The sequence below is a fragment of the Magnetovibrio sp. PR-2 genome (genome assembly GCF_036689815.1).
Lineage (GTDB): Bacteria > Pseudomonadota > Alphaproteobacteria > Rhodospirillales > Magnetovibrionaceae > Magnetovibrio.
The window spans coordinates 105748-131357 of record NZ_JBAHUR010000009.1 but is presented as its reverse complement, the minus strand read 5'-3'; the positions used below and the strand labels follow the sequence as shown (position 1 = coordinate 131357).

Here is a 25610-nt window from a genome sequence, read left to right as displayed (position 1 = left end):
TTCGGTTAAGGAGAGAAATCGTGACTACTCGTATTACCGTTGACCCCATTACCCGGATTGAAGGCCACCTTCGTATCGATGTGGAAGTTGATGAGGGAAAAGTGACCAAAGCCTGGTCGTCCGGCCAAATGTGGCGTGGCATTGAAAAGATCCTGGTGGGCCGCGACCCGCGCGAAGCCTGGACCTACACTCAACGCTTCTGTGGTGTGTGCACCACGGTGCACGCCATTACATCTGTGCGTGCCGTTGAAAATGCGTTGCAAATGGAAATCCCGGTGAACGCCCAGTTGGTGCGTAACATCATCCAGACCGCACACGCGATCCAAGATCACATCGTGCACTTCTATCACCTGTCCGCTGTGGACTGGGTGGACGTTGTGTCCGCACTGGACGCCGATCCGGCTGCAACCGCGAAGCTCGCCGAAAGCCTGTCGGACTGGTCCGGCAATGGCGTGCATGAAATGACCGCAGTCAAAGAACGCTTGGCCGCGTTTGTGAAGACCGGCCAACTGGGCCCGTTTGCCAGTGGTTTTTGGGGACACCCGGCCATGAAGCTTCCGCCAGAAGTGAACCTGATGGCGGTTGCTCACTATCTGCAGGCTTTGGACATCCAAAACCATTGCAACAAGATCGTGGCCATCTTGGGCGGCAAAAGCCCGCACATTCAAAACGTCGCGGTGGGTGGTATTTCCAACTCCATCAGCCACGACGCACCGTCTGTGTTGAACATCGAACGCTTGATGCTGATCAAAGGTTTCATCGACAAGCTGGAACACTTTGTGAAGTCCGTCTACATGTCCGACGTTCCGGCCATTGGTGCGTTCTATCTGGATTGGACGACGGTCGGTGGCGGCGTCACCAACTACCTGTCCGTCCCCGATTGTCCGCAAGACACCAAGGGCACCGTGTTCGACACCATGGGTGGCTTCATTGAAAACGGCGACTTCTCGACCTTCCGCAAGATCGAGAACTTCAACGATCCGTACTTCCGTGACGGTGTGGCCGAAAGTTCCAAGCACTCTTGGTACGAAGGCGATCAGCCGCTTCATCCGTTCAAAGGTGAAACCAACCCGCAGTACACCGACTTCCAAGACGAAGGTAAATACTCGTGGGTTAAAGCACCGACGTTCTACGGCAAACGTGCAGAGGTGGGCCCCTTGGCCAACGTTCTCACCAACGTTGCCGCAGGCGAGCCGCGCTACACCAAGTACTTGAACGAAGCGGTCGGCACCATCAAGGCGGTTGCCAAGATCCCCGAAGTTCCGCTGTCAGCCATGAACTCCACCATCGGTCGCCACGCGGCGCGCGCCATCCGTTGCGCGGTGATGTTGGACGTCTTGAACGATCAGTGGACCAAGTTGGTCGAAAACGTTGCTTCGGGTGACACGGATACCTTCAACGCTCCGGTCTTCCCGAAAGGCGAAATCGAAGGCTTTGGTTTCCACGAGGCACCCCGCGGCACGCTTTCGCACTGGGTCGTTATCGAAGACGCCAAGATCAAGAACTACCAGGCGGTGGTGCCCTCCACATGGAACGCCGGGCCGCGCGACAGCGACGGTCAACCGGGTCCTTACGAGATGTCATTGATGGACAACCCCGTGGCCGATCCGGAAAACCCGCTGGAAGTTCTGCGTACCGTTCACTCGTTCGATCCGTGCATCGCGTGTGCGATCCACATGGTCGACACCGAAGAGAACGAAATCGTGAAAGTGAAGGCGCTTTAAGATGGCTGGCTTTAGCGCATACGTCGACGCCGACGTCCTGGTCATTGGCATGGGTAACGTGCTGATGCAGGATGAAGGCATCGGGGTGAGAGCCGTCGAAGAGCTGGAAAGCCGCTATGACATCAAATCCACCGACGATCGTGTGGTGGATTTGATGGACGGCGGCACCACGGGCACCGAATTGTTGGAGCCCATGCGCGGCGTGAAGCACCTGATTGTTGCTGACGCCATCAACACAGGCGCTGCGGCCGGGACCATCGTGCGCATCGCCGATGAACAGGTGCCGCAGTTCTTTAAAACCAAACTGTCCAATCACCAGTTGGGGCTGTCGGACTTGTTGGCGCTGTTGGCGTTGCAAGGCCAAAGTCCCGAGCACATCACCATCGTCGGCATGGTTCCGCACCACTTGGAAAACAAGTTGGGACTGAGCCCCGAAGCTCAAGCCGGCTTGGATGACATGGTGGTTCAACTGGTCAAAGAGTTGAGAGACATTGGCATTGACGTGACCGAGCGCGCAGAAGCGTTGCCGTGTTACTGGGCCGGTCAGGCCGAATATGAAGCCAATATGGACGCTCAAGCTTGAGGCTTGACGGGTCTTCGTAAATCGAAGACCCTAACGGCCTCTTAGGGCTTTAAGGTTTTGTGAAATATGTGCATCGGTGCACCCGTTAAAATCGTGGAAAGCGGCGAGTTCGTCTCGCGCGCAGAAGGCCGTAACGGCGTGGTCGAGGTCAACATGATGTTGATCGGCGAGCAGCCCGTTGGCACGTGGGTCTTGAACTTTTTGGGCTCCGCCCGCGAGGTTCTGACGGAACAACAGGCCAAAGACATGAACTTGGCGCTGGAAGGTCTCAGCGAGATCATGAGCGGCAATGACAACGTCGACATCGACCAATACTTCCCCGGCCTGGGCGACCAAGCCAACAAAAACACCTAAGAGGGTTCAGCTATGACAACGCCGGAACAACTGTCTGCAGACGTTCAAAAAGCCTTTCAGGCGATCTATGACAACAGCCTCAAAGGCCTGCCCATCGAAAATCCGGTGTTAGAGGTTGAAGCCATTGGCTTTACCGAACATGACGGTCGCATCGTTGGCGTCATTACCACACCGTGGCTGATGACGCTTTTGGTGTTCCCGCGCGCCGACGAAGACTGGTCGAACGACAAAGTCGGCACCAAAAAAGAATTCCCGTTCCCGGCGCGCGAATATGAATGTCTTGCCAACGAAATCGAAGGCGTGGGGCCCTATTACGGCTATGCCATCTATTCCCCCATGCACGAGTTCGAACACCACCCCCACGCACAGGCGAGCGCCACGGCGTTTATGGAAGTTTTGATGGTGGAAAATCCGGACCCAGAAAACAGCCTGGATGAAAAACGCTTCAAAAAGTTCCTGTCTGGTGAAGATATGGACGCCATCAAGGAAGAAGAGTTGGTCGCGGCCAAGTGTGCGTCTTCCAAGTGCGCGGACGCACCCGTTGACGGTGCCGCAACCCTTGCCAAAGAACAATCCGGTCCCAAAGAATTGAGCCGCCGCAGTTTCTTGAGCGGTGGCGTGCGCAACAGTGCAGGACCCAACGCAAACGCTTAAACGCGCGATTTGTTCATTTTCCAAAACGCATCATGAGCGCTATAAGTGAAGGTAGGCACTTTAACGTGAGGTTTTCGCATGCATGAAATGTCCCTGGCCGAGGGTATGGTGCAAATTTTAGAAGACAATGCCAAAACGCAAAACTTCAAAAAGGTTCTGTGTGTGTGGCTGGAAATCGGCCAACTGTCCCACGTGGACCCTGAAGCCATCTCGTTTTGTTTTGAAGCCGTGACCAAGGGCACCTTGGCCGAAGGGGCGAAGCTGGAAATCCTGCGCCCGCCTGGCCAAGCGTGGTGTGACGACTGTGTCGAACAGGTCGAAATCGCCGATCGTGTCGCAGGCTGCCCCAAATGTGGCGGGCATCGTTTGATCGTCACCGAAGGCGAAGACATGCGGGTCAAAGAGTTGGAGGTCGAATAGCGTGAGCTTCAACATCATCTGGCTGCAAGCAGGGAGTTGCGGGGGCTGCACCATGTCGGCCTTGACCGCCGAAGACCGTGGCTTGATGGCCGCTCTGAAAGCCTTTGATGTGAACGTCTTGTGGCATCCGGCCATCAGTGAAGAAAGTGGCGAAGAAGCTCTCGACATCTTGCAGTCGGTCGTGAACGGGACGCAAACGCTGGACGCTTTATGTGTCGAGGGTTCGGTGTTGCGCGGTCCCGGGGGCACCGGAAAATTCCAAATGATGTCGGGTACGGACCGGCCGTATTCAGCCTGGATTGAAGATTTGGCGCGCCACGCGCGTTATGTTGTGGCCGTTGGCACGTGTGCGGCATTTGGCGGCATCCCCGCAGCCAGCGCCAACCCAACGGATGCGTGTGGTTTGCAGTACGAAGGGGCAGAAGAAGGCGGTTTGCTGGGGCGAGATTTTGTCTCCAAAGGTGGCCTGCCGGTGGTCAACATTTCCGGTTGTGCGCCCCATCCCGACTGGATTTCGGAAACTTTGAGCCTGTTGGCGACGGTGGGGTTGAACAAAGATCAGTTGGACATCAGCGGGCGTCCCCGTTTCTTCGCCGACCACTTGGCGCACCACGGGTGTTCGCGCAACGAATATTACGAATTCAAAGCCAGTGCCTCTCAGTTTTCTTTCCTGGGCTGTTTGATGGAAAACTTAGGCTGCAAAGCCACCCAAGCGGTGGGAGATTGCAACTTGCGCTCTTGGAACGGGTCCAAAGGCGGCTGCCCTGACGCGGGTTTCCCGTGCATTGGTTGCACATCAGCCGGGTTCGAAAATCCTCCCGCGGCATTCCAACGCACGGCCAAGCGCGCAGGCATTCCGGTGGGCTTGCCCTTGGATATGCCCAAGGCTTGGTTCATGGCGTTGGCGGCCCTATCGAAATCGGCGACGCCGAAACGTGTGCAATCGAACGCACGCTCCGACCATGTGGTGGTGCCGCCTGCTCGTAAAAGGGATGACGAATGACAAAACGCATCATTGGCCCCTTCAACCGCGTTGAGGGCGACTTGGAAGTCACTTTGGATATCGACGCCGGGCTGGTCAAAGAGGCCCACGTCAATGCGTCCATGTTTCGCGGCTTTGAACAAATTCTGCAAGGCCGTCCGGCGTTGGATGCTTTGTCCATCACGCCGCGCATCTGCGGCATTTGTTCGGTGTCGCAGTCCGTCGCCAGTGCCCAGGCGTTGAGCGAAGCGTTTGGCATCACGCCAGAGCCCAACGGCCAGCTTGGCGTCAACTTGGTGCATGCGGCGGAAAACCTGTCGGATCATCTCACGCACTTTTATCTGTTTTTCATGCCGGACTTTGCGCGCAAAGTGTACGCAGAAAAGTCTTGGTATGGCGACATTGAACAGCGATTTTGTGCCAACGCAGGAACGGGGGCTGCCCAGTGGCTCAAGGCCCGGGCGCGTTTGTTGCACATCACCGGCATTTTGGCGGGCAAGTGGCCGCACAGTTTGGCTATTCAACCGGGGGGATTGACGCGTTCTCCGGATGTGAGCGACTTGATCCGTGTGCGTTCTGTGATTGCCGACACGCGGGTGTTTTTGGAAAGCAACGTGTTCGGCTGCACGGTTGAAGAGATGGCGGGCTTGAGCACGCTGGACGATCTCAACCGGGTGAAAGGCGGCGATCTCGCCCGGTTCATGACATTGGTTGATGACTTAGGCTTGGCGGACTTAGGCCAAGGTTACGCTCGGTTTATGAGCTTTGGCGCCTACCATTTGCAAGACGCCAATTTGTGGCGTTCGGGCGTCATGGATGGCGGTGTGTTGCAAGACCTTAAACCCGACAGCTTTGACGAGGACCCGGCCCATGCCTGGGTCATGGGTGACAAAGCCCACCCTGCCCAAGGCGACACCCAACCGTTTGTCGATCGCGAAGGGGCCTATTCGTGGTGCAAAGCGGCACGCGTGGACAGCCAACCCGTCGAGGTTGGCGCGGTGGCGCGGCAATTGGTGGCGGGCCAGCCCTTGATCAGCGCGTTGATTGGCTCCGGTCCGGCCAACGTCTTCGTGCGCATTTTGGCCCGCATGGTGGAAAGTGCACGCTTGATCCAATCTATGGAAAGTTGGATCGGTGACATGGAAGCCAGCGCTCCTGTCTGCGTGGATGACGTAGATGTTCACGACATCAATGGCGAGGGGGCCGGTCTGGTGGAGGCCGCGCGGGGCTCGCTCGGCCATTGGATGCGCGTCAAGCGCGGCGAAATCCAGCACTATCAAATTATTGCGCCCACCACGTGGAACTTCTCACCGCGCGACGGCCAGGGCATTCCCGGTCCCTTGGAACACGCTTTGGCGGGCACCGCAGTGGATGAGAGCGAAAAATCTCCGGTCCAAGTCCAGCACGTGGTGCGGTCTTTCGACCCGTGCATGGTGTGCACCGTTCACTAGGTCCTGACACTAACTTATCACTCGACTTGGCTGGAAGGTAAGTTACTATGACTGCCAACTAACTTGTCGGTTTTTAGTGCTTTTTGTTTGCTAACTCTTGGGCAGGTGGAAGCTAGGCTTCTGAAATGGAAAGCGCTTTAGCGTTTTGGCATGCAAGAAGGCCTCTGTGGCACGGTTTCTGCTATTTCTGAGCCAATCAAAAAAAAGGGAGATGCCCATGTGCACGGTTTGCGGCTGCGGTGAAGACAATGTGAAAGTGGAAGGCGAAAAAGGCCACACCCACGATCACCAGCATGACCACCATCATCACCATGATCATGATCATAATCACAGCCACGATCACCATCATCATCACGACCACGACCATGTGCACGAGCATGTGGACGGTGAAGGCGATCTGCATTACGGCAAAGGCATTGGCGGCGCGCACGTTCCGGGCATGAGCCAAGCTCGCATTGTACAAATCGAAGAAGATATTCTGGGCAAGAACGACCACTTGGCCCATCACAACCGCGACCGTTTTGCCCAGTTGGATCTGTTGGCGCTTAACTTGGTGTCGTCACCGGGTTCGGGAAAAACCACGTTGCTGGCGCGTTCGGCAGCTGATTTGGCAAAGGACCGCTCCGTCGCCGTGGTCGAGGGCGATCAACAAACCGCACTGGACGCAGACCGCATTCGTGACGCAGGGGTACCTGCCATTCAGGTGAATACGGGTAAGGGCTGTCACTTGGATGCCCACATGGTGGGCCGTGCGGTGGAACAGCTGGTGGAGCGTGATGACAGCGAAGGTGGGGGGCTGGACGCGGGTGGCATTTTGTTCATTGAAAACGTCGGCAACTTGGTCTGCCCCGCCGCCTTTGATTTGGGCGAAGCCGCCAAGGTTGTGATCTTGTCGGTGACCGAGGGTGAAGACAAGCCGCTCAAATACCCCGACATGTTCCATGCATCCGATTTGATGATTTTGAACAAGTCCGATTTGCTGCCCTACGTGCCGTTCGATGTGGACAACTGCATTGAATATGCACGGCGCATCAATCCCGATATCGAAGTCATCCAGCTGTCGGCGCTCACGGGCGACGGTCTTCAGGACTGGTACGACTGGATCGAACAGCGACAAATAACGCTGGTCCAAAACAAAACAGCCAAAACCGCTTAAGAGAGGATACCCCATGTGCCATGCGATCCCCGCAAAGGTCGTGAAATTGCGCGATGACGGCTTAGCCGATGTCGAGTTGGAAGGCGTTGTCAAAGAAGTCTCCCTAGACTTGGTCGAAGGCGTTGAGCTGGGCGATTACGTTATCGTTCACGTGGGCTATGCGCTCGCAAAGCTTGACCCCGTTGAGGCTGAAAAAACCTTGAAGTTGTTCGCTGAAATGGGCGAGGCGGCTGTGCAAGGAGCGGCTCAATGAAATACATCGACGAATTTCGTGACGCCGAATTGGCGCAAGGTCTTTCAACGGCTATTAAAGCCGAGGCCGACCCAGACCGCATCTACCGCTTTATGGAATTTTGCGGTGGCCACACCCATGCTTTGGCGCGTTACGGCGTTGAAGACCTGTTGCCACGCAATGTCAAAATGATCCACGGTCCGGGCTGTCCCGTCTGTGTCCTGCCCGTGGGTCGCGTCGACGAAGCGGTCGCCCTGGCGACGCAAGAAGACGTGATCTTGTGCACCTACGCTGATTTGATGCGTGTGCCGGGCACCAAGTACGAAAGTTTGATCAAGGCGCGCACCAAAGGTGCCGACGTGCGCATGGTGTACTCCACCATCGACGCGCTAAAAATCGCCGAAGAAAACCCGGACCGCGAAGTGGTGTTCTTTGCCATCGGTTTTGAAACCACCACGCCGCCTACGGCTGTCGCGTTGAAACAAGCCCAGGCCAAGGGGCTCAAAAACTTTTCCATCTATTGCAATCACGTGCTCACCCCAGCGGCCATGCGCGCGATTTTGGGTGTTCACACGCCCGAAGGTGCGCCCAACGTGATCTTGGACGGCTTCGTCGGTCCCGCCCACGTCAGTGCCGTTATCGGTATGAAGCCCTATGAAGAGTTTACGACGGATTACAAAAAGCCTGTCGTGATCGCTGGGTTCGAGCCGCTGGATGTCATGCAGGCGGTCTTGCAGCTGATCCGTCAAACCAACGACGGACGTGCAGATGTGGAAAATGAATACGCGCGTGCTGTGACGGCCGAAGGTAACGTCAAAGCCCAAGCCCTGGTGAACGAAGTATTTGAACTGCGCGATGAGTTTTCGTGGCGCGGTTTGGGCTCGGTCCCGCTGAGCGCGCTGAAAATCCGCCCCGAATTTTCCGACTTCGATGCGGAGCTCCGCTTCATGGTCGATTTGCCCACGCCCAAAGAAAACAAGCTGTGCGAATGCGGCACGATTTTGCGCGGTGAAAAAACGCCAACCGATTGTTCCCTGTTCGGCACTAGCTGCACCCCCGACAATCCCATGGGGGCGTGCATGGTGTCTTCCGAAGGGGCGTGTGCGGCACACTGGACATACGGTCGTTTCCGGACCGAAGCCGAAGCGGTGGAGGATTTGGCGTCATGAACATGAACAAACCGAAATCCCGTCCACTCGATATCAAAAACGGACGTGTGGATATGAGCCACGGTGCAGGCGGTCGCGCTATGGCGCAGCTGATTCAAGATCTGTTTTTCGAAACCTTCGACAATGACGTGCTTAACCGCGAGCACGATGCGGCCATGGTGCAATTGCCGCCGGGGCGCGTGGTGATGAGCACCGACAGCTTCGTCATCTCGCCCTTGTTTTTTCCAGGCGGCAACATTGGTTCTTTGGCCGTGCACGGCACCGTCAACGATGTGTCCATGGCGGGGGCAAAGCCGTATTACCTCACCGCAGGTTTTATCTTGGAAGAAGGTTTTCCTCTGTCTGATTTGGCCCAAATTGTGAAGTCCATGGCCGAGGCCGCGAAAGAAGCTGGCGTTGCCATTGTCACGGGGGACACCAAAGTGGTCGAACGCGGGCACGGTGACGGCATCTATATCAACACCGCAGGAATCGGTGTGGTGCCGGATGGTGTAGACGTGTGTGGAGACCAGGCTAAACCGGGCGACAAAATTTTGGTCAACGGCACCCTGGGCGATCATGGTGTGGCGGTCATGAGCAAACGCGAAAATTTGAGCTTCGCCACTGAAATCCTGTCTGACAGTCAGTCCCTGTGTGATCTGGTTGAAGACATGATGAAGGCCGTGCCGGACATGCGTGTTCTGCGCGACCCGACCCGTGGTGGTTTGGCCGCAACGTTGAACGAAATCGCCCATCAGTCCGGAGTTGGGGTGGAACTGTTTGAAAAAGACTTGCCCATCCGCGCAGAAGTCAAAAGTGCGTGTGAGCTCTTAGGTCTTGATCCGCTCTATGTCGCGAACGAAGGCAAGCTGATTGCCATTTGCCCGGCGGACAAGGCGGACGATTTATTGGCGGTGATGCAAGCCCACCCCAAAGGCAAAGACGCGGCTATTGTGGGTGAAGTCTTGGAAGACAGCCGCTGCTTTGTGCGCATGAAAACCGGTCTGGGTGGAACGCGCATGGTGGATTGGCTGGCGGGCGAACAACTGCCGCGCATCTGTTAAGAGTGGGGGAGAATACACATGGCGCAAGACCCGATCATATTGGTGATTGATGATGAGGTCAGGTCCCAAGAAACGCTGTGTCGCGTTTTGGGGGACGACTTTCAAGTGCTGTGTGCAAGCTCTGCTTCCGAAGCCGAAGGCATCTTGGAGACAGAATCCGTTCAGCTGATCTTGTGCGATCAACGCATGCCCGGCATGACGGGTGTGGAGTTTTTGACCAAAGCGCGGGAAAACTGGCCCGAAGCGGTTCGCATCATCATATCGGGCTATACCGATTCCGATGACATCATCCAGGGCCTGAATTCTGCGGGCATCTATCAATACATCACTAAGCCGTGGGACCCGGACGAGCTGTTGGAAACAGTGGTCGGGGCAATCCAGTTGGCGGACCTGCAAAACGCCAATGCGAATGCTTCATTGGAAATTAAAAAGTCAGCCTCTTCGGTGGAAAAGAATCTGCGCGAAGCCAAAACCAAACTGAAGCAGCACTTCGATTTTTCCAACATCATCCACGCCCCTACTAGCCCCATGGTGGATGTCCTCCATTTGGCGGCGAAGGGGGCGGCTGTGGATATCTCCGTGCTGATCACCGGGGAAAGCGGCACGGGTAAAGAGATTTTGGCCCGCGCCATTCACTACAATTCCGACCGGGCCGATAAACCGTTTGTGGCAGAAAACTGTGGTGCTCTGCCGGACGAGCTTTTGGAAAGCGAACTGTTCGGCTGCAAAAAAGGGGCTTTTACTGGGGCCTATGAAGATCGCATCGGCTTGTTCGAAAAGGCCGACGGCGGTACAATTTTCTTGGATGAAGTCGGGGAGACGTCACCAGCCTTCCAGGTGAAGTTGCTGCGCGTTTTGCAAGACGGTGAGTTCCGCCCGCTTGGTTCCCAACGCATGCGCAAAGTGGATGTGCGCGTCATCGCCGCGACGAACCGTGTCTTGGAAACGGAATTGCGCCAGAAGCGGTTTCGCGAAGACTTATATTATCGCTTGTCCGCATTCCCGGTGAACTTACCGCCGTTGCGCGAACGGTCTATGGATATTCAGCCCTTGGCCGAAAAGGTTTTGCAAGCCATCACCGCGCAGTTCGGTACAGAACATAAATCGTTCACCGTCGATGTCATGAAGGCTTTTCGCATGCATCCCTGGCCCGGAAATGTTCGTGAAATGCAAAATGAAATCCAACGCATGGTGGCCCTGTCCGATGGTCCCGAGTTGGGGATCGAATATCTGTCCGAACGCTTGCTCGGCAGTGGGCCTTTGGACGATATGATTGAAAAAATGGTTGAGCTTGACAATCAATGGAACCCCATCCCTGGGTTGGGGCTGCGTGAGCAGGTTGAGATGTTGGAGCGCCAAATTTTGAGCGCAGCGCTGACCCGCCATGAAGGTAATATTTCTCGCGTCGCCGATGAAGTCGGCCTGTCGCGTGTTGGTTTACGGTCTAAATTACAACGTTACGATCTCTCCCGTCCCAACTAAAGGGTGCGACCATGTCTAGCGACACTCTACAGAAAAACAAAGACGGCAATGAACGTTTGGGTGAAGCGCTTAGTGATGTTCACGAGCTTGGCCTAACGGACATGCAAGAAACCGCCTGGGTCGAAGTCATTGGCAAAATGGAAGAGGTCTATTCCGACCTGATCCAATACGATGTCGATCTGGAACGCAAAAACACGGAACTGGAAGAAACGCACCAATTTATCGACAGTGTGATTTCGTCCATGTCGGAAGTGTTGATCGTGTGCGATAGCGATCGCTACATCGAACAGGTCAACAAAGCGACCGAAGATTTAACCGGGTTTGATGCGCCGGAACTGGTGGGGCGAAAACTGACCGAGATCGTGCTCAATCCCGATGCATGCTTTTTGGAGAACCTCTACCGGCCAACGGAATCGCCCATGACGAACTATTGCGAAGTTCGTCTGAAGTCGAAAGACCAAAGGGAAGGCACCGATCCGGTGTCGATGAACGGATCGATCCGCATTGACCACAAAGGCCGCCCAGCTGGTGTGGTGATCATTGGCCGCCCCATGGGGGAGCTGCGCCGTGCGTACCAAGCACTCAACAAAGCGCACGCCGATTTGGTGCGCACCCAAGAACGCCTGATTCAATCCGAAAAACTCGCAAGCCTGGGCCGTTTGGTTGCTGGTGTTGCACACGAACTCAACAACCCCATCAGCTTCATCAATGGCAACATTCACGCGCTCAATAAATATAAAGCGCGCTTGCAAGACTACTTTGAAAAGATGGACAGTGTGGGGGGTGAAAACCACAAACGTTTACGCCGTGACTTGAAGATCGATCGTATCTTGTCGGACCTTGACCCCTTGGTGGACGGCACCCTCGAAGGGGCGGCGCGCGTCAGTGACATCGTGAAAAATTTACGCCGATTGTCGTTCAATGGGGCAGAGCAATCCGAACCCTTTGACTTGGTGAAAATTGCCCAAACAGCTGTCAGCTGGGTCAAGCGCGCAGCCCCCAAGCCCATTGAAATCGACTTCACCGGTCCAGACATGGCTATGATCGCTGGGCACTCGGGGCGCATTCACCAAGTCATTGTGAACTTAGCCTCCAATGCTTTGGACGCTGTAAAGGGTGTTGCTGAACCTGATGTCTGCGTGCGCATCGACGTAGAAGGCGAGCGTGTGACGCTCAGCGTATCGGATAACGGTTGCGGCATTTCCGACCAAGACCTGCCCAACATCTTCGATCCGTTTTTCACCACCAAAGTGGTGGGCGAAGGCACCGGGTTGGGGCTGTGGATCAGCTATGACTTGGTCCGTGAACACGGTGGTGACTTGGTCGTGGAAAAAACTTCAAGCGAAGGTTCAACCCTAACCATGACGTTGCCGCTGTTGCCTTAAGCGCGGGCAAGCGCTTCGAAATCCGTTCCGCTCAAACCATGACCGGGCAAAGGCAAGCTCAAGGCTTTTGCGGTTTCCAGTGTTAGCGCGCGCAAATCTTCAGGCTCTAAGTTGTGCACGTTGGTTTTGCCGGTGCACTTGGCCATCATGGAACACTCGGCTGAAAAAGCTGTGATCAAATCACGTGCGCGCTCTTCGCGTTCACCACGGTCCAAGTCGCGTTCAAAGGCAAGCTCGCCCGCATCTGTGACATGACCGCCGATGCCAAAGCCAAAGGCTGCACCGATGATGGCCGCGTTGGCGCCCATAGCCAACAGCTTCGCAACATCCGTTCCGGTACGCACGCCGCCAAACCAAATCAAGTCAATAGATTCTTCTTGGTTGATGGAGCGCAAGTGCGCGATGGCTTTGCTTATCAAAGATAACTCCGGCGCGCCGTCAAGTTCCTTGGCGACGCTCAATCCGTTCATGCCGTCCAACACGACAGCGTCCAGACCGTTGGCGAGGGCATAATCAATGACCGCTTCCACAGTCTCAATCGTCGCGCGGGCGGCTAACCCTTGAGTGTCGTGCGCTCGTGCGGGGGGAGGCGTGGTGATGTCCATCATTACAGCCATGTCCGCTTCCGCAGACGGGGTGGTGGTGATGGGCTGAATCCAGGCCGATCCTTCTAAAGGTTTGTCGCCAAAGTAAGCGGTGTCCGTGTCGGCTAAACCTTGTGTGACGGCAGAGCGCACATCGTCAGGTGCCGTGTCCAAGCCCGACACGATCACCGGATGGCCGAGTATGATGTTTGCCAAGTCCAGCTTGGTGACACAGTGTTCGCGGTAAGGGTCAATCACCAAACGTGTGAGGTTCGCGGGCAAAAACACCAAGTCGTCAAAGTGCCCACCGCGCGCATCTGCTAGAGGGTCTTCACGGTTTGCGAGGCGCGATTGCAACAAGTCTTTTTGCGTTGCCGCATCCATGGGTGCGGTGCGCGCCATCTTGAATACGTTTTCACGCGCTTGAACGGTGTAGTCCGCCGATCCCGTTTCCGCGTCACAGCGAAAACACCGGGCGGCTTCACACTTGGCTTGTTCGAGCGTGTACGTGACTTCGATTTCGTCGAACTGCGTCGGGTTGTCGCCCAGGCCCAAAAACGTTTGTTCGATGCGTGGCGTGGTTTCCCAGTTGGCGTCTTGGGCGATTTCCACGGCGCGGGTGCGATAGGGTGTTTGGTAGGGCAGCGGATTGTCGCGGCCTTGCAACTTGGCTTTGACATAGTACGCGACGCGGTGCCCATGGTGCATGGCTTCAACGATGGACGAACCACCGAACGCACCGTCGCCTGCGGCAAAGACTTGGCTGTCTTGTGTCTGCATGGTGGCGAAGTCGGTTTTGACACGATCCCAATCCATCAGGCCCTTGGCGTCGAGCTCGGCACTGTCGGCCTTTTGTCCCACGGCGGTGATGATCAGGCCACACGCAAGATCGTGTTCAGAGCCTTCGATGGTGACCGGACGCCGACGACCGTCTGCGTCCGCCTCACCCAATTCGGTTTTCACACACCGCAGCGCCAAGCCGTCTTTATCGGCAATGGCAACAGGTTGAGTGTTGTAGAGAATGTCGATGTCTTCGGCCAAGGCCCCTTTTAACTCGTCACGGCGTGCGGGCATTTCTTCGGGTCCACGGCGGTAGACGACTTTCACGTCTTTGACACCGGGCATGCGTTTGGCGGCACGACACGCGTCCATGGCCACGTCACCACCGCCGACGACCAATACAGTTTCTGGCAATTCTGGGCGTTCGCCTGCGTTGATGCGGCGCAAGAACCCGACACCGTCAATCACATCGTCGCGGGTTTTACCGTCCAGGCCCAGGGTCTTGCCTTGGGTCGCGCCAATGGTCAGCACCACCGCGTCGTGCTTGGCTTTGAGGTCATCCAAAGTCAGGTCCGGGCCCAGCGGTGTGTTCAAGTGAACCTCAATACCGGGGCAGTGTTTAAGCATGCGATCAATGTCGGCATCAATGGCCCCTGCAGGCAGACGAAAGCGCGGGATCCCCCACACTGCCATGCCACCTAGTTTGTCGCTGGCTTCATAGATGTGCACAGCGTATCCCGCTTCGGCTAAATCTTGGGCAGCCGTGAGGCCCGCGGGGCCACCACCGACCACGGCGACGCTCCCGGATTGCGTGACTTCAACCGGGGGAAGGGCGTGTTCATCGCCCAACTGATCCAGCACAAACCGTTTTAAGTTGCGGATCGCGATTGCACCGTCACTGTCTTCACGACGGCACGCGGGTTCGCACGGGGCATCACAAACGCGCCCGCAAATGCTGGACAGTGGATTGGTGGCGGTGATGGCTTCGAACGCGGCTTCCACGTCCCCGTTCCAAATGTGGGCGATGTAAGACGGCACGTCGGTGCCCACGGGACAGGCCGTTTGGCACGGCGCGGGCACGTAGTGCAGGTTGCCCGTGTCATCTCTTAAATCCGGGGCAGCGGTGACGGAGGTGCGGCGGACTTCGTTCATGACTTAGGCCTTCTTCAAAGCAGAGTTTTGCAAATCGACGTGACCGGGCACGTATTCCAGCCCGGTGATGGCGGCGGCTTCGGGGGTCAGAGCTACCAAGTCGTCGGGGCTGAGCTTGTGAATGTCGTCATAACCCAGCGCATCGGTGATGGCCGCCATCTGCCAGCGCACACCTTCCAAGAAGCGGTGGATGTTTAAGGCTTCTTGTGCGTTGTCGTAACGATCCGTGTGCTCCGGGTCTTGGGTGGCGATGCCCACCGGACAGGTGCCCACGTGGCACTGCATGCAGGCGATACAGCCACCCGCAATGATCGCCGCCGTGCCCATGGCAACTGCATCGGCGCCTAAGGCAATGGCCTTGGCCGCGTCGATGCCGTCTTTGATGCCACCCATGATGACCAGCTGCATATCGTCACCGGCTTCGATTTCAGCGAGGCCCAGCTTGGCCTCAATCAATGCGCCCACAGTGGGAATGCCGACGTTTTCTAATACCTCGGTACTCGCGGCACCGGTGGAGCCTTGCAGGCCATCGAGTGCCACATAATCAAAGCCGTCTTTGTAGGCGATTTTGATGTCGTCTTTGACGCGTCCTGCACCCATTTTGATGGAGACGGGGATTTTGTGCCCCGTGGCTTCGCGGAATTCTTCCAACTTGATGACCAGATCGTCTGCACCCAAAACGTCCGGGTGGCGCGATGGGCTGCGCAAATCGATGCCTTCGGGGATGCCGCGTTTCTCGGCCAGCTCCGGTGTGATCTTTTTCGCCATCAATTGACCGCCCAAGCCGGGCTTGGCCCCTTGGGAAATGTAAATCTCAAGACCATCGGCGCGTTGCATATCTTTGATGTTCCAACCCAGACGACCGGACAGGCATTGGAACACCAGTTGGTCGGCTTCTTGGCGGGCTTCTTCCAACATGCCGCCTTCGCCGGTGTTTTCCGAAATGCCGGACATGCGCGAAGCGGTGGCCAGGGCGATTTTGGATTTTTTCGACAGCGCGCCAAAGCTCATGGGTGCGATCTGTACGGGCATGGACAGGCTCAACGGCTTTGCCCCATAGCGCCCACCGATTTTGGTTTCCAAGTTCACACGTGTTAATGCATCGGCGTCATTGCCTGCGTGGGATAGGTCCTTGCGAAAGGCAATGTCGTTGAAGTGCGCCATGGGTTTGGAGGCACCATAGCCGCGAATGCGATAACGCCCGGTGCCCGCTTTGATGAAGATGTCTTCTTGAACTTTGGCATTCCAGTAATCGGACCGGCCAGAGCTCACAAAAAACGGCTGAGGACGCGTGCGCGGCTCTTGCTTGGCGTAGCGCAGCTTGGTGCCTGCGTTGACGACCTTTTGTAATGCGCCCTTGAACGAGATTTCATATTTGTCCAACAGCGCGCGAATTTCATCCGTGTCCGTGCTATCCAAGTCCGTCAGCATGGCGTCTGCGCCCAAGGACTGCACATCACCCGCGACGAAGATTTCCCCCGCCGTCATGTCTTGGCCGACCTGTTCGCCGGAGTTGCCCAAAATAACAATGCGCCCGCCATACATCATGTAGCCCGCCATGAAGTTGGAGTTGCCGGCACAAATCAAATTGCCGGCCTTCATCACTTGGCCTGCGCGCGAGCCCATGTTGCCTTTGACGACGATGTCGGCCCCGCGAATGGCGACGCCGGGGATGGCGCCTGCGTTGCCGCCGACGATGACGGAACCCGCATACATGTTGTCGCCCACAGCCCAACCGACGTTGTGTTCAATTTCAAAAGAAGCACCGTCCGACAGCCCAGCACAGAAGTATCCGGCCGAGCCTTTGACCTTCACGTTGACGGGTGCGGTCAAGCCCACACCGATGTGGTGGCGGGCATCAGGATTGATGATTTCGATGTCCGTGCCTTGTTCGCCCAAGGTGCGGATGCGTTCGTTGGCTTCCGTAATGGAAAGCGTACTTAGATCGAGCGTTGCCACGTTTTAAAAGTCCCTGGTGCTGGTTCGGTTGTGGTGAGGGCGGTGCCGGGGAAAAGGCGGTTGAGGGAGACCTCTTCCGACGCGATGGCGATCAGATCGTCGGTTTCCACCAAAACCATGGGCTTGGCGGCCAAGTGGTCTTTGGCGTATCCGATCTCGTCTTTGGTGGAGACCAAAAATGAGAAGGTCCCGTCCAAAGTGTCGATGGCTTCTTGCAATGCCGTTTCCAAGGTGTGCCCGTTTTTGAGGTGATCGGCCAAGTACACAGCGATCAGTTCGCTGTCGTTGTCGGTGCGGAATTTGAACCCGCGCCGTTCCATACGGCGGCGCATCTTCCAATAGTTGGTGATCTGGCCGTTGTGCACGATGGCGACGTCGGCAAAGCCGGTGGCCAAGAACGGGTGAGCGGCTTCGGGTTTGACTTCAGATTCGGTCGCCAAGCGCACATGCCCGATGCCATGCGTTCCGGCAAAGCCGTTGACGGCATAGGCGTCGTCCACATCCTTTGCCGTGCCTTCGTCCTTGATGATGTCCAAGGCGTAACCCGCCGAAATCAATTTCGCGGCGTTTTCCAAAGCATAGGTGAAGTCCTGGATATCGCCTTCAAACGCCACATTGGCACGGTAGCTTTTGCCCAAGCGTTCGTCGCTGAGCAACGTCGCGCCATGTTCCGCCAAGATGGATTTGATGTGCTCAATGGCAGCTTCCCCGTCGTCACCAACAATGAAGCGCAGGTGCAGGTGATTGTCTTCGGGACGGTACATGGCAAAGCCCGTGGAATCCTCGCCCCGGTGCTGACAGCCGTCGAGCATGGAAATCAAGGACTGGCCGACGGGCTCAGCGCCTTGGGAGTTTTTGTAAAGAATGCCTGCAATGCCACACATGTGCTTCGCCTTGGTCCTTCAAAATGGATGAGGGGACGTCTGTCCCGTTGGCTCTTAGGGTATGCAGAACAGACCTGTGGATCAACATTTAATTAAAAAATATTTCCTCTCATGAAAATTATGGGTTTTCTAAGGATGAAAATGGCGGTTTTCTGCGGATTTCAGCTTTGAAACGTGCACACCTTTATAATATAGGCCTCATTTAACACCGGGAATGCTGATAATTTTTCTGTGGTTAAAATATTTTGCACAAGAGGAAATATATTGATACAGTTCCCCCAACAACCTGACCGGTTGGATTCTTTTTTTTGATTAAGGCGGGCCGCAACGGTGCTCCAATTGTTAAAGTACGGACTGGGTTTGGCGCGGGCGGACCGACGCCATCTCCCCAGTGAGACACCCCTGAAAAAATCCTATGACGTGGTGATTGTCGGCGGCGGCGGGCATGGCTTGGCGGCGGCCTATCACTTGGCCAAAGATCACGGCATCCGCGATGTGGCGGTGATTGAAAAGGGCTATTTGGGCGGCGGCAACACGGCGCGCAACACGGCCATTGTGCGGGCGAACTATCTCACGCCTGAAGGTGTGAAGTTTTACGACGCCTCCATGAAGCTGTTTGAAGGTCTATCGTCAGAGCTGGGCATCAACGTGATGTATTCCAAACGCGGGCACCTGACGTTGGCGCACACGGACGCGTCCGTGCGCACCATGCGGTGGCGCGCGGAAGTGAACAAGCACATGGGGGTCAGTTCCGAAGTCATCGGCGCGGAAGAAATTGCCCGCGTTGCGCCGCAGATGGATTTGAGCCGCTCGGCACGTTGGCCTGTTCTGGGCGCGCTCTATCACCCCATCGGTTCCACGGCACGTCATGACGCGGTGGCATGGGGCTATGCCCGCGAAGCGTCAGCACGGGGTGTCGAGCTTCACCAACAAACTGAAGTCACAGGCTTCGATATGGCCGATGGTCACATCAAAGCGATTGAGACGTCACGCGGCCGCATTGAATGCGGGCGGGTGTTGATGGCTGTCGCGGGGGCAAGTTCTCTGGTTGCCAAGATGGCCGAAGTCTCTTTGCCCATTCGCACAGTGCCGTTGCAGGCTTGTGTGTCGCAACCGCTCAAACCATTTTTGGATCCCATCATCGTGTCGGGTTCGCTGCACACTTACATCTGGCAAAGCCAGCGCGGTGAATTGGTCATGGGCGGGGCGAGCGATCCTTATAGCCTGTATTCCACCCGCTCGACCTTGGAATGGAAAGAAGGTCTGATGGCCCACATGTTGGAGCTGTTCCCGTATCTGTCCGACGTGCGCTTGATGCGCCAATGGGCGGGCATGACGGACATGACCCCGGACTTTGCCCCCATCATGGGCAAGACCCCGGTGGACAATCTTTACATCGATGCGGGTTGGGGTACATGGGGATTCAAGGCCACGCCCGCCTGCGGCAAGTTCATGGCCGACACGCTGGCTTACGACCGCCCCCATTCCACCATCGCGCCGTTTCGCCTGGACAGGTTTGAGACCTTCAACCAACTGGGCGAAGCCGGTGCGGCTTCGGTCGGGCATTAGGGGAGATGCGCACATGAAACTGATGCCATGTCCCTTAAATGGTTCGCGCAATATTCAAGAGTTTGTCTGTGGTGGTGAAGTGCAAAAACTTCCCGCCGACAACGCCCCCAACCGCGAATGGGCGGACTATACCTTCCAGCGCGAAAACGCGGCGGGTGTGGTGCGCGAATGGTGGATGCACGTGCCCTCGTCTTATTGGTTCATTGCCGAGCGTGATACCCGCACGGATGAAATCCTCAAGACCTATGGGGTGGAGGATTTGACATGACCACCAACCGTCTGCCCAGCCCCTATGGCCGTTTGATCCAACGCGACAAACCTGTGCACTTTACGTTCGAAGGCAAAAGCTACACGGGCTTTGAAGGCGACACCATTGCGTCGGCTCTAATGGCGAACGGGCAAAGTGTGATGTCGCGCTCGTTCAAATACCATCGGCCACGTAGCGTTTTTTCTATGAGCGGTGCAGAAGCCAACACCTTGATGCAAGTGGACAGCATGCCCAACGTGGTGGGCGATGTTCACCCGATTTCAAAAGGCCTGAAGGCCGAAGCGCAAAACGTGTTCGGTGGTTTGAACGGGGACAAGGCCAAGTGGCTGGACAAGCTGTCACGCTTCATGCCCGTAGGCTTCTATTACCACACGTTCTTCCGGCCCAAGTTTCTGTGGCCCGTTTGGGAACGTGTCATTCGTGGCCTCGCGGGTCTTGGAAAGGTCGATGTGAGCCTCGGTCACGATGACAGCTATGACAAAGCCTATACGTTTTGCGACGTGGCGGTGGTCGGTGCTGGTGTGTCGGGTTTGAGCGCTGCCCTGGAAGCCGCGCAAGCAGAGTCTGATGTGATCTTGATCGACAGTGGTGTTAAGCTGGGTGGCTCTGCCCTTTACAAAAACCAAGATGTTTCTGATTTGGCCAAAGCCGTTGAAAACCAGGCCAATATTGAAATCTATCTGAATGCCACAGCCCAAGGCCTATTCGCCGACAACATGCTGGCTGTCATCCAAGGCAAACGCATGTACAAACTGCGGGCCCATAAAGTTGTGGTTGCCACGGGCGTCATCGGTCAGCCTGCCGTGTTTGCGGGCAACGACTTACCGGGTGTAATGCATGCCTCGGCAGCACAACGTTTGATGCATCTGTATGGTGTCTGCCCCGGCCATTCCGCCGCCGTGTTGACGGCGGATGAAGACGGTTATGCTTGTGCCTTGGATTTGATGGCGGCGGGCGTGACGATTTCTCAAGTCATCGATCTGCGCGCAGGCTTTGCCGCGACAGGTCTCATGCATGACGCGTTCAAAGCCAAAGATATTCCCATTCGTTATGCGGCGATGGTTAGTGAAGCACAAAGCGGTGCGGACGGTCATTTGGAACGCGTCATTGTCAAAGATTTTGATGGGCACGGTAGAGTGTCGGGCCGTACAGAACAGGTTTCGTGCGATGTCTTGTGTATCTCCGTCGGGGTCGTGCCGAACGCGGGGCTGATTCACCACTTGGGCACGCCCGCACTTTATGACGAAGAGGCTGCGACGTTTAAGCTGCCCGAAGAGCTGCCTGCAAATGTTTTCGTGGCCGGTGGGGTGAACGGCTATCGCTCACATGTTTCCAAAGCTGCTGACGGTAAGCGCGCTGCAGGGGGTGCAGGCGAAGTCCCCGCCGATCCCCCAGGATACCAAAACCACCCCTGGCCGATGGCTGCGGGCGGTGCAGGCAAAGCCTTTGTCGATTATGACGAAGATTTGCAGATGAAAGACATTCTCAATGCCGTGCGCTCTGGTTTCTCGCATGTTCAGTTGTTAAAGCGCTACTCCACCGCCGGTATGGGGCCCATGCAAGGGCGCACCGGGCACTTGGCCGTGGTGCGCTTGTCGGCCAAAGAAGCGGGACGCCCGCTGAACAAGGCCGGCATGACCACATTGCGCCCCCCCATTGGCGGCGAGACCTTGGGCCATTTGGCCGGACGACAGTTTGACCCGACGCGCTACACCGCCGTGCATGACCGTCATGTTGAGCTGGGCGCCGAAATGATGGTGGCCGGTTCGTGGCTGCGTCCCGCTTACTATCCGCAAGCGAACGAACATGCCAACGCGGCTATTCAGCGTGAAGTTTTGGCTGTGCGCAATGGTGTCGGTCTAATTGATATTTCCACGCTGGGCAAGTTGGAAGTGCGCGGGCCCGATGCGGCTGAGTTCTTGAACCGCATGCACACCTTTGCCTATCTGAAACAACCCGTCGGGCGGTTGCGCTATGCCTTGATGTGTGGCGATGCGGGCCAAGTCATTGACGATGGTGTGGCTGCCCGATTGGCCGACGATCACTTTTATGTTTCCGCCACCACCGGCGGTGTGGACGGTGTCTATCGTCGCATGCTGTGGTTCAACGCCCAGTGGGGACTGAAGGTTGACATTGCCAATGTCACCGGAGCCTATGCAGCGTTCAACGTGGCCGGGCCTGATGCCCGCAAAGTGATGGAACGCTTAGAGCCCAGCTTTGACGTATCGGCTGAGGCGCTGCCTTATATGGGCGCGGTTGAGGGCACTTTGAACGAAACCCCCGTGCGGGCCCTGCGCGTTGGCTTCGTCGGAGAATTGGGTTACGAACTTCACTGTCCCGTATCTCAAGGCCTGAGCCTTTGGGATGCATTGATGGACGCCGGAAAAGATCTCAACATCCAACCCTTCGGTGTCGAAGCCCAGCGCGTGCTGCGATTGGAAAAGGGACATATTATTGTCGGTCAAGACACGGACGGTCTGTCCACCCCACCCGAAGCCGACATGGCCTGGGCCATTGCCAAGAAGAAGCCGTTTTATGTGGGCAAGGCGGCAGTCGATAGCCTCAATACAGACGGGCCAGAACGGCGCTTGGTGGGCTTTGCCTTGGCATCCGGATCGGTTCTGCCGGAAGAATCTCACTTGGTCATTGAAGGCAAAGACATTGCGGGGCGTGTGACGTCCATTTCCGAAAGCCCCAGCTTGGGCCACCCTTTGGGTCTTGCGTTCGTCCGTCCCGATTTGAGTGAGGTCGGCCAAAGCATCGCCATTCGTGGTGACAAGGGCCAGATGATCCCGGCCAAAGTTGTCAGCCTGCCGTTCTACGACGCAGACGGAAAAAGGCAGGAGATGTAATTATGACCGCAATCAGCCCCATCTCATTTTTTAAAAGCCAAAAGTCTGCCCCCTTGCAGTTGGTGGATTTGTCTATGGTGTCGCGTGCCGGCGCGAAAGGAACAGATACGCCAGCGTGGATGAAAGCCGCAGGACTTCCCTTGCCCGAAGCCTCGAACACCTCGGTGCGTCACGAAGGTGGTTTGGTTGCGCGCTTGGCTCCGGGTGAAGTTTTGCTGTTGGACAATCCGCGCGCACCGGGTTCGTGGACCCAAGATGCCATGACGCATCTGGGGGCGGGGCAGGGGCTCTGTTTTCCCATGCCGAGGTTCGATTCGCACGCTTGGTTCACGGTCGTGGGTGAAGCCGCCCCACAAATGTTCGCCAAAGTGTGCGGTGTCGATTTGCGCCCCAAAGCCTTTGCAGACCTTCAGATTGCACAGACTTCGGTGGCGCGCATTAATGCCATTGTGATCCGCGATGATGAGACCTTCAAAGACAAATCAAAATTCCCAAGCTATCATGTGCTCGCCGATTGGACGTCTGCACGCTCGCTCTGGGCGTATTTAATGGACGCCATGGCAGAGTTCGACGGCGGTCCCGTCTCAATCGCGGACCTCTCATGATGCTAGGAGCAACACATTGGCCAACACATCCGGCAAATCCAATCAAGACACAGGATCTGTAATGTTGGATCAAGACCCCCATGCCCTGGACGGTGCCCAACAAAACAGCTTGGAAGCCGCCATCGGCTATCAAGTTCGTGAGTTCCGCAACAAATTGGGCATGACGGTGGTGGAGCTGTCCAAACAAGCGGGCGTGTCGCCGGGCATGTTGTCCAAAATCGAAAACGGCCAAACCAGCCCGTCCTTGGCGACGTTGCAGTCCTTATCGCGCGCCTTGAACGTTCCGGTGACCACTTTGTTCCGCCGGTTCGAAGAACAGCGCGACGCCACGTTCGTGAAAGCGGGCGAGGGCTTAGCCATTGAACGGCGCGGCACGCGGGCGGGCCACCAATACCAATTGCTGGGCCATTCGGTGCACAAGGCCATCACGGTTGAACCCTACCTGATCACGCTCACCGAAGAATCCGACGTGTTCCCGTTGTTTCAGCACTCAGGCCTCGAATTCGTCTATGTGCTGGAAGGCAAAGTCAGCTACCGCCACGGCAATCACCTCTACACCATGGAAGCGGGCGATTCGTTGTTCTTCGATGCCGACGCCCCCCACGGTCCGGAAGAACTGATTGATCTGCCCATCAAGCTGATGTCGATCATTTCCTATCCACGCAGCGAAAATTCTTAAAATTCCGCCCAAAACATGTTTCCTCAGGTGAAAAAAGTTTTCATTTGGGTTGATGTTTGCGGCCTTTGGCGCTAATCTTGCACAATTGATGGTCTGCACATGCCTGACGCGCATTTTTGCGCAATTATTGGGCAAAAATGGATCAAATGAGAGTTTATGAGCTTTCGGGTAAGGAGCACGATATGAGCAAGGCGGCGGCAGCCAAAACCAAAGACCTTCAGGCGAAGGCAAAATCCTTAGGCATCAAGTATTTCCTGGTGAGCTTCGTCGATCTGTTCGGCACGTTGCGCGCTAAGTTGGTGCCGACGTCTGCGATCAAGGGCATGCAAAAGGACGGTGCAGGCTTCGCCGGTTTTGCCGCGCACTTGGATATGAGCCCCGCCGACCCCGACCTGTTCGGTGTGCCCGATCCCGACAGCCTTATTCAACTGCCGTGGCAAAAGGACGTGGGTTGGTTGGCCTCTGACTTGGTGATGGAAGGCAAAAGCGTCGGCCAAGGCCCGCGCAATTTGTTGAAGGATCAAGTCGCGAAAGCCACCAAAAAAGGTCTGCACATGAAATCCGGTGTGGAGTGCGAATACTTTTTGCTGACGCCGGAAGGCAATGCATTGGCTGATCCGCTCGATACCCAAGACAAGCCCTGTTACGATCAGTCGGCTTTGATGCGTCAATACGATCTGATTTCAGAGATCTGCGATTGCATGTCGGATTTGGGTTGGGGTCCGTATCAAAACGATCACGAAGACGCCAACGGCCAGTTTGAAATGAACTGGGACTACGACGACGCTTTGGTCACCGCCGACCGCCACGTGTTCTTTAAATTCATGGCCAAAACCTTGGCCGAAAAACGCGGTATGCGCGCGACGTTCATGCCCAAGCCCTTTAACCACTTAACGGGCAATGGCTGCCACATGCACGTGTCGGTCTGGGACAAAACGGGCAATAAAAACCTGTTTGCCGATAAAAAGGACGAAATGGGTATTTCCAAAATAGGCTATCAGTTCATGGGCGGTGTGATGCATTCGGCTGACGCACTGTGTGCCATCTTTAACCCCACCGTGAACAGCTACAAACGCATCAATGCACCCATCACCGCGTCTGGTGCCACATGGTCGCCGAACACGGTGACCTTTACCGGCAACAACCGCACGCACATGGTGCGCATCCCCGATGCCGGGCGCTTTGAGTTCCGCTTGATGGACGGCTCCACCAATCCGTACTTGAGCCAAGCGGGTGTTCTCGCCGCAGGTTTGGATGGGGTGGAAAACAACCGCGATCCCGGTGAGCGTTTGGACATCAACATGTACGAAGACGGCCACACTCTGCACGATGTGAAAAAGCTTCCGCTCAATATGTTGGATGCCTTGCGCTTGATGGAAACCAGCGACGTGGTGCGCGCAGGGCTAGGCTCTGAATTTGTAGACAGCTATTTGAAAATGAAAATGCAGGAGTGGAACAATTTCATGAGCCACGCCAGCACGTGGGAGCGCGCCAACACGTTAGATTGCTGACGCGTTTCACTTAGAGACACCACTAGAGTGAGTTTGGATTAGGTTGACGCATTTGATGGCGGCGATTTTTCGTTTTGGTTCGGAGCATTCCGCAGGTCGATGTGGTTCATCGGCCAAGGGATGGGACGTTGC

General features: G+C 56.2%; 22 protein-coding genes. 19 read left to right on the top strand and 3 right to left on the bottom strand.

Features of this window, described 5'->3' with window-relative positions; translation table 11 throughout:
* The first annotated feature begins 20 nt into the window (after window positions 1-20).
* The 13 genes from V5T82_RS12200 to V5T82_RS12140 all read left to right on the top strand — a co-directional run bounded on the left by V5T82_RS12200 (window position 21) and on the right by V5T82_RS12140 (window position 12635).
* The gene (locus V5T82_RS12200; protein ID WP_332895921.1) at window positions 21-1724 is read left to right on the top strand and encodes a nickel-dependent hydrogenase large subunit; all 1704 of its coding nucleotides are present in this window, start codon (window positions 21-23) and stop codon (window positions 1722-1724) included.
* A 1-nt stretch (window position 1725) separates the two neighbouring features.
* A complete protein-coding gene (locus V5T82_RS12195; protein ID WP_332895920.1) occupies window positions 1726-2307 on the top strand; it encodes a HyaD/HybD family hydrogenase maturation endopeptidase in 582 nt (193 codons plus the stop codon).
* A 66-nt stretch (window positions 2308-2373) separates the two neighbouring features.
* Window positions 2374-2661, top strand: coding sequence for a HypC/HybG/HupF family hydrogenase formation chaperone (locus V5T82_RS12190; RefSeq protein ID WP_332895919.1), 288 nt, complete (start codon window positions 2374-2376; stop codon window positions 2659-2661).
* A 12-nt stretch (window positions 2662-2673) separates the two neighbouring features.
* On the top strand, window positions 2674-3315 hold the full coding sequence (gene hybE / locus V5T82_RS12185) for a [NiFe]-hydrogenase assembly chaperone HybE (protein ID WP_332895918.1): 642 nt from the start codon (window positions 2674-2676) through the stop codon (window positions 3313-3315).
* A gap of 78 nt (window positions 3316-3393) precedes the next feature.
* Window positions 3394-3735 (top strand): hydrogenase maturation nickel metallochaperone HypA, encoded by a 342-nt coding sequence (hypA, locus tag V5T82_RS12180; protein ID WP_332895917.1) that lies wholly within the window; start codon window positions 3394-3396, stop codon window positions 3733-3735.
* Between the two features lies 1 nt (window position 3736).
* Window positions 3737-4738, top strand: coding sequence for an NADH-quinone oxidoreductase subunit B family protein (locus V5T82_RS12175; protein WP_332895916.1), 1002 nt, complete (start codon window positions 3737-3739; stop codon window positions 4736-4738).
* Entirely contained in the window at window positions 4735-6168 is a 1434-nt protein-coding gene (locus V5T82_RS12170; RefSeq protein WP_332895915.1) for a nickel-dependent hydrogenase large subunit, read from the top strand. The genes V5T82_RS12175 and V5T82_RS12170 overlap by 4 nt, the downstream gene beginning before the upstream one ends.
* A gap of 217 nt (window positions 6169-6385) precedes the next feature.
* Window positions 6386-7324, top strand: coding sequence for a hydrogenase nickel incorporation protein HypB (gene hypB / locus V5T82_RS12165; RefSeq protein WP_332895914.1), 939 nt, complete (start codon window positions 6386-6388; stop codon window positions 7322-7324).
* 13 nt (window positions 7325-7337) lie between these two features.
* The gene (locus V5T82_RS12160) at window positions 7338-7577 is read left to right on the top strand and encodes a HypC/HybG/HupF family hydrogenase formation chaperone (RefSeq protein ID WP_332895913.1); all 240 of its coding nucleotides are present in this window, start codon (window positions 7338-7340) and stop codon (window positions 7575-7577) included.
* Window positions 7574-8725, top strand: coding sequence for a hydrogenase formation protein HypD (gene hypD / locus V5T82_RS12155; protein WP_332895912.1), 1152 nt, complete (start codon window positions 7574-7576; stop codon window positions 8723-8725). The genes V5T82_RS12160 and hypD overlap by 4 nt, the downstream gene beginning before the upstream one ends.
* Window positions 8722-9768: a hydrogenase expression/formation protein HypE gene (hypE, locus tag V5T82_RS12150; protein ID WP_332895911.1), complete on the top strand. Its 1047-nt coding sequence runs from the start codon at window positions 8722-8724 to the stop codon at window positions 9766-9768. The genes hypD and hypE overlap by 4 nt, the downstream gene beginning before the upstream one ends.
* A gap of 18 nt (window positions 9769-9786) precedes the next feature.
* Window positions 9787-11250 carry a sigma-54-dependent transcriptional regulator gene (locus V5T82_RS12145; protein WP_332895910.1) on the top strand — a complete coding sequence of 488 codons (1464 nt, stop codon included), beginning with the start codon at window positions 9787-9789 and terminating at the stop codon, window positions 11248-11250.
* A gap of 11 nt (window positions 11251-11261) precedes the next feature.
* Entirely contained in the window at window positions 11262-12635 is a 1374-nt protein-coding gene (locus tag V5T82_RS12140; protein WP_332895909.1) for an ATP-binding protein, read from the top strand.
* Here V5T82_RS12140 and V5T82_RS12135 read toward each other — a convergent pair.
* Genes V5T82_RS12135 through V5T82_RS12125 form a run of 3 tightly spaced genes read right to left on the bottom strand, consistent with a single transcriptional unit; the run spans window position 12632 to window position 17994 of the window.
* Window positions 12632-15151, bottom strand: coding sequence for an FAD-dependent oxidoreductase (locus V5T82_RS12135; RefSeq protein ID WP_332895908.1), 2520 nt, complete (start codon window positions 15149-15151; stop codon window positions 12632-12634). The genes V5T82_RS12140 and V5T82_RS12135 overlap by 4 nt on opposite strands.
* Window positions 15152-15154: 3 nt before the next feature.
* Complete coding sequence (locus tag V5T82_RS12130) at window positions 15155-17110, bottom strand: glutamate synthase-related protein (protein WP_332895907.1); 1956 nt, start codon at window positions 17108-17110, stop codon at window positions 15155-15157.
* Window positions 17092-17994: a class II glutamine amidotransferase gene (locus V5T82_RS12125; RefSeq protein WP_332895906.1), complete on the bottom strand. Its 903-nt coding sequence runs from the start codon at window positions 17992-17994 to the stop codon at window positions 17092-17094. Before V5T82_RS12125 ends, V5T82_RS12130 begins: the two co-directional genes overlap by 19 nt.
* Window positions 17995-18324: 330 nt before the next feature.
* Here V5T82_RS12125 and V5T82_RS12120 point away from each other — a divergent pair, with 330 nt between their 5' ends.
* The 6 genes from V5T82_RS12120 (at window position 18325) to glnT (ending at window position 25478) form a co-directional block, all read left to right on the top strand.
* Window positions 18325-19563 (top strand): FAD-dependent oxidoreductase, encoded by a 1239-nt coding sequence (locus V5T82_RS12120; protein WP_332895905.1) that lies wholly within the window; start codon window positions 18325-18327, stop codon window positions 19561-19563.
* A gap of 13 nt (window positions 19564-19576) precedes the next feature.
* A complete protein-coding gene (locus tag V5T82_RS12115; protein ID WP_332895904.1) occupies window positions 19577-19831 on the top strand; it encodes a sarcosine oxidase subunit delta in 255 nt (84 codons plus the stop codon).
* The gene (locus V5T82_RS12110) at window positions 19828-22683 is read left to right on the top strand and encodes a 2Fe-2S iron-sulfur cluster-binding protein (protein ID WP_332895903.1); all 2856 of its coding nucleotides are present in this window, start codon (window positions 19828-19830) and stop codon (window positions 22681-22683) included. The genes V5T82_RS12115 and V5T82_RS12110 overlap by 4 nt, the downstream gene beginning before the upstream one ends.
* A 2-nt stretch (window positions 22684-22685) precedes the next feature.
* On the top strand, window positions 22686-23288 hold the full coding sequence (locus tag V5T82_RS12105; RefSeq protein ID WP_332895902.1) for a sarcosine oxidase subunit gamma: 603 nt from the start codon (window positions 22686-22688) through the stop codon (window positions 23286-23288).
* Window positions 23289-23304: 16 nt separating this feature from the next.
* Window positions 23305-23967: a helix-turn-helix domain-containing protein gene (locus V5T82_RS12100; RefSeq protein WP_332895901.1), complete on the top strand. Its 663-nt coding sequence runs from the start codon at window positions 23305-23307 to the stop codon at window positions 23965-23967.
* 182 nt (window positions 23968-24149) lie between these two features.
* Window positions 24150-25478: a type III glutamate--ammonia ligase gene (gene glnT / locus V5T82_RS12095; protein ID WP_332895900.1), complete on the top strand. Its 1329-nt coding sequence runs from the start codon at window positions 24150-24152 to the stop codon at window positions 25476-25478.
* Window positions 25479-25610 lie beyond the last annotated feature (132 nt).

Bases quoted from the DNA above. Each gene is read 5' to 3' on its own strand.
- V5T82_RS12195 (WP_332895920.1), top strand. From the start codon at position 1,726: ATGGCTGGCTTTAGCGCATACGTCGACGCCGACGTCCTGGTCATTGGC.
- V5T82_RS12190 (WP_332895919.1), top strand. From the start codon at position 2,374: ATGTGCATCGGTGCACCCGTTAAAATCGTGGAAAGCGGCGAGTTCGTC.
- hybE (WP_332895918.1), top strand. From the start codon at position 2,674: ATGACAACGCCGGAACAACTGTCTGCAGACGTTCAAAAAGCCTTTCAG.
- hypA (WP_332895917.1), top strand. From the start codon at position 3,394: ATGCATGAAATGTCCCTGGCCGAGGGTATGGTGCAAATTTTAGAAGAC.
- V5T82_RS12170 (WP_332895915.1), top strand. From the start codon at position 4,735: ATGACAAAACGCATCATTGGCCCCTTCAACCGCGTTGAGGGCGACTTG.
- hypB (WP_332895914.1), top strand. From the start codon at position 6,386: ATGTGCACGGTTTGCGGCTGCGGTGAAGACAATGTGAAAGTGGAAGGC.
- V5T82_RS12160 (WP_332895913.1), top strand. From the start codon at position 7,338: ATGTGCCATGCGATCCCCGCAAAGGTCGTGAAATTGCGCGATGACGGC.
- hypD (WP_332895912.1), top strand. From the start codon at position 7,574: ATGAAATACATCGACGAATTTCGTGACGCCGAATTGGCGCAAGGTCTT.
- hypE (WP_332895911.1), top strand. From the start codon at position 8,722: ATGAACATGAACAAACCGAAATCCCGTCCACTCGATATCAAAAACGGA.
- V5T82_RS12145 (WP_332895910.1), top strand. From the start codon at position 9,787: ATGGCGCAAGACCCGATCATATTGGTGATTGATGATGAGGTCAGGTCC.
- V5T82_RS12140 (WP_332895909.1), top strand. From the start codon at position 11,262: ATGTCTAGCGACACTCTACAGAAAAACAAAGACGGCAATGAACGTTTG.
- V5T82_RS12135 (WP_332895908.1), bottom strand. From the start codon at position 15,151: ATGAACGAAGTCCGCCGCACCTCCGTCACCGCTGCCCCGGATTTAAGA.
- V5T82_RS12125 (WP_332895906.1), bottom strand. From the start codon at position 17,994: ATGTGTGGCATTGCAGGCATTCTTTACAAAAACTCCCAAGGCGCTGAG.
- V5T82_RS12115 (WP_332895904.1), top strand. From the start codon at position 19,577: ATGAAACTGATGCCATGTCCCTTAAATGGTTCGCGCAATATTCAAGAG.
- V5T82_RS12110 (WP_332895903.1), top strand. From the start codon at position 19,828: ATGACCACCAACCGTCTGCCCAGCCCCTATGGCCGTTTGATCCAACGC.
- V5T82_RS12105 (WP_332895902.1), top strand. From the start codon at position 22,686: ATGACCGCAATCAGCCCCATCTCATTTTTTAAAAGCCAAAAGTCTGCC.
- glnT (WP_332895900.1), top strand. From the start codon at position 24,150: ATGAGCAAGGCGGCGGCAGCCAAAACCAAAGACCTTCAGGCGAAGGCA.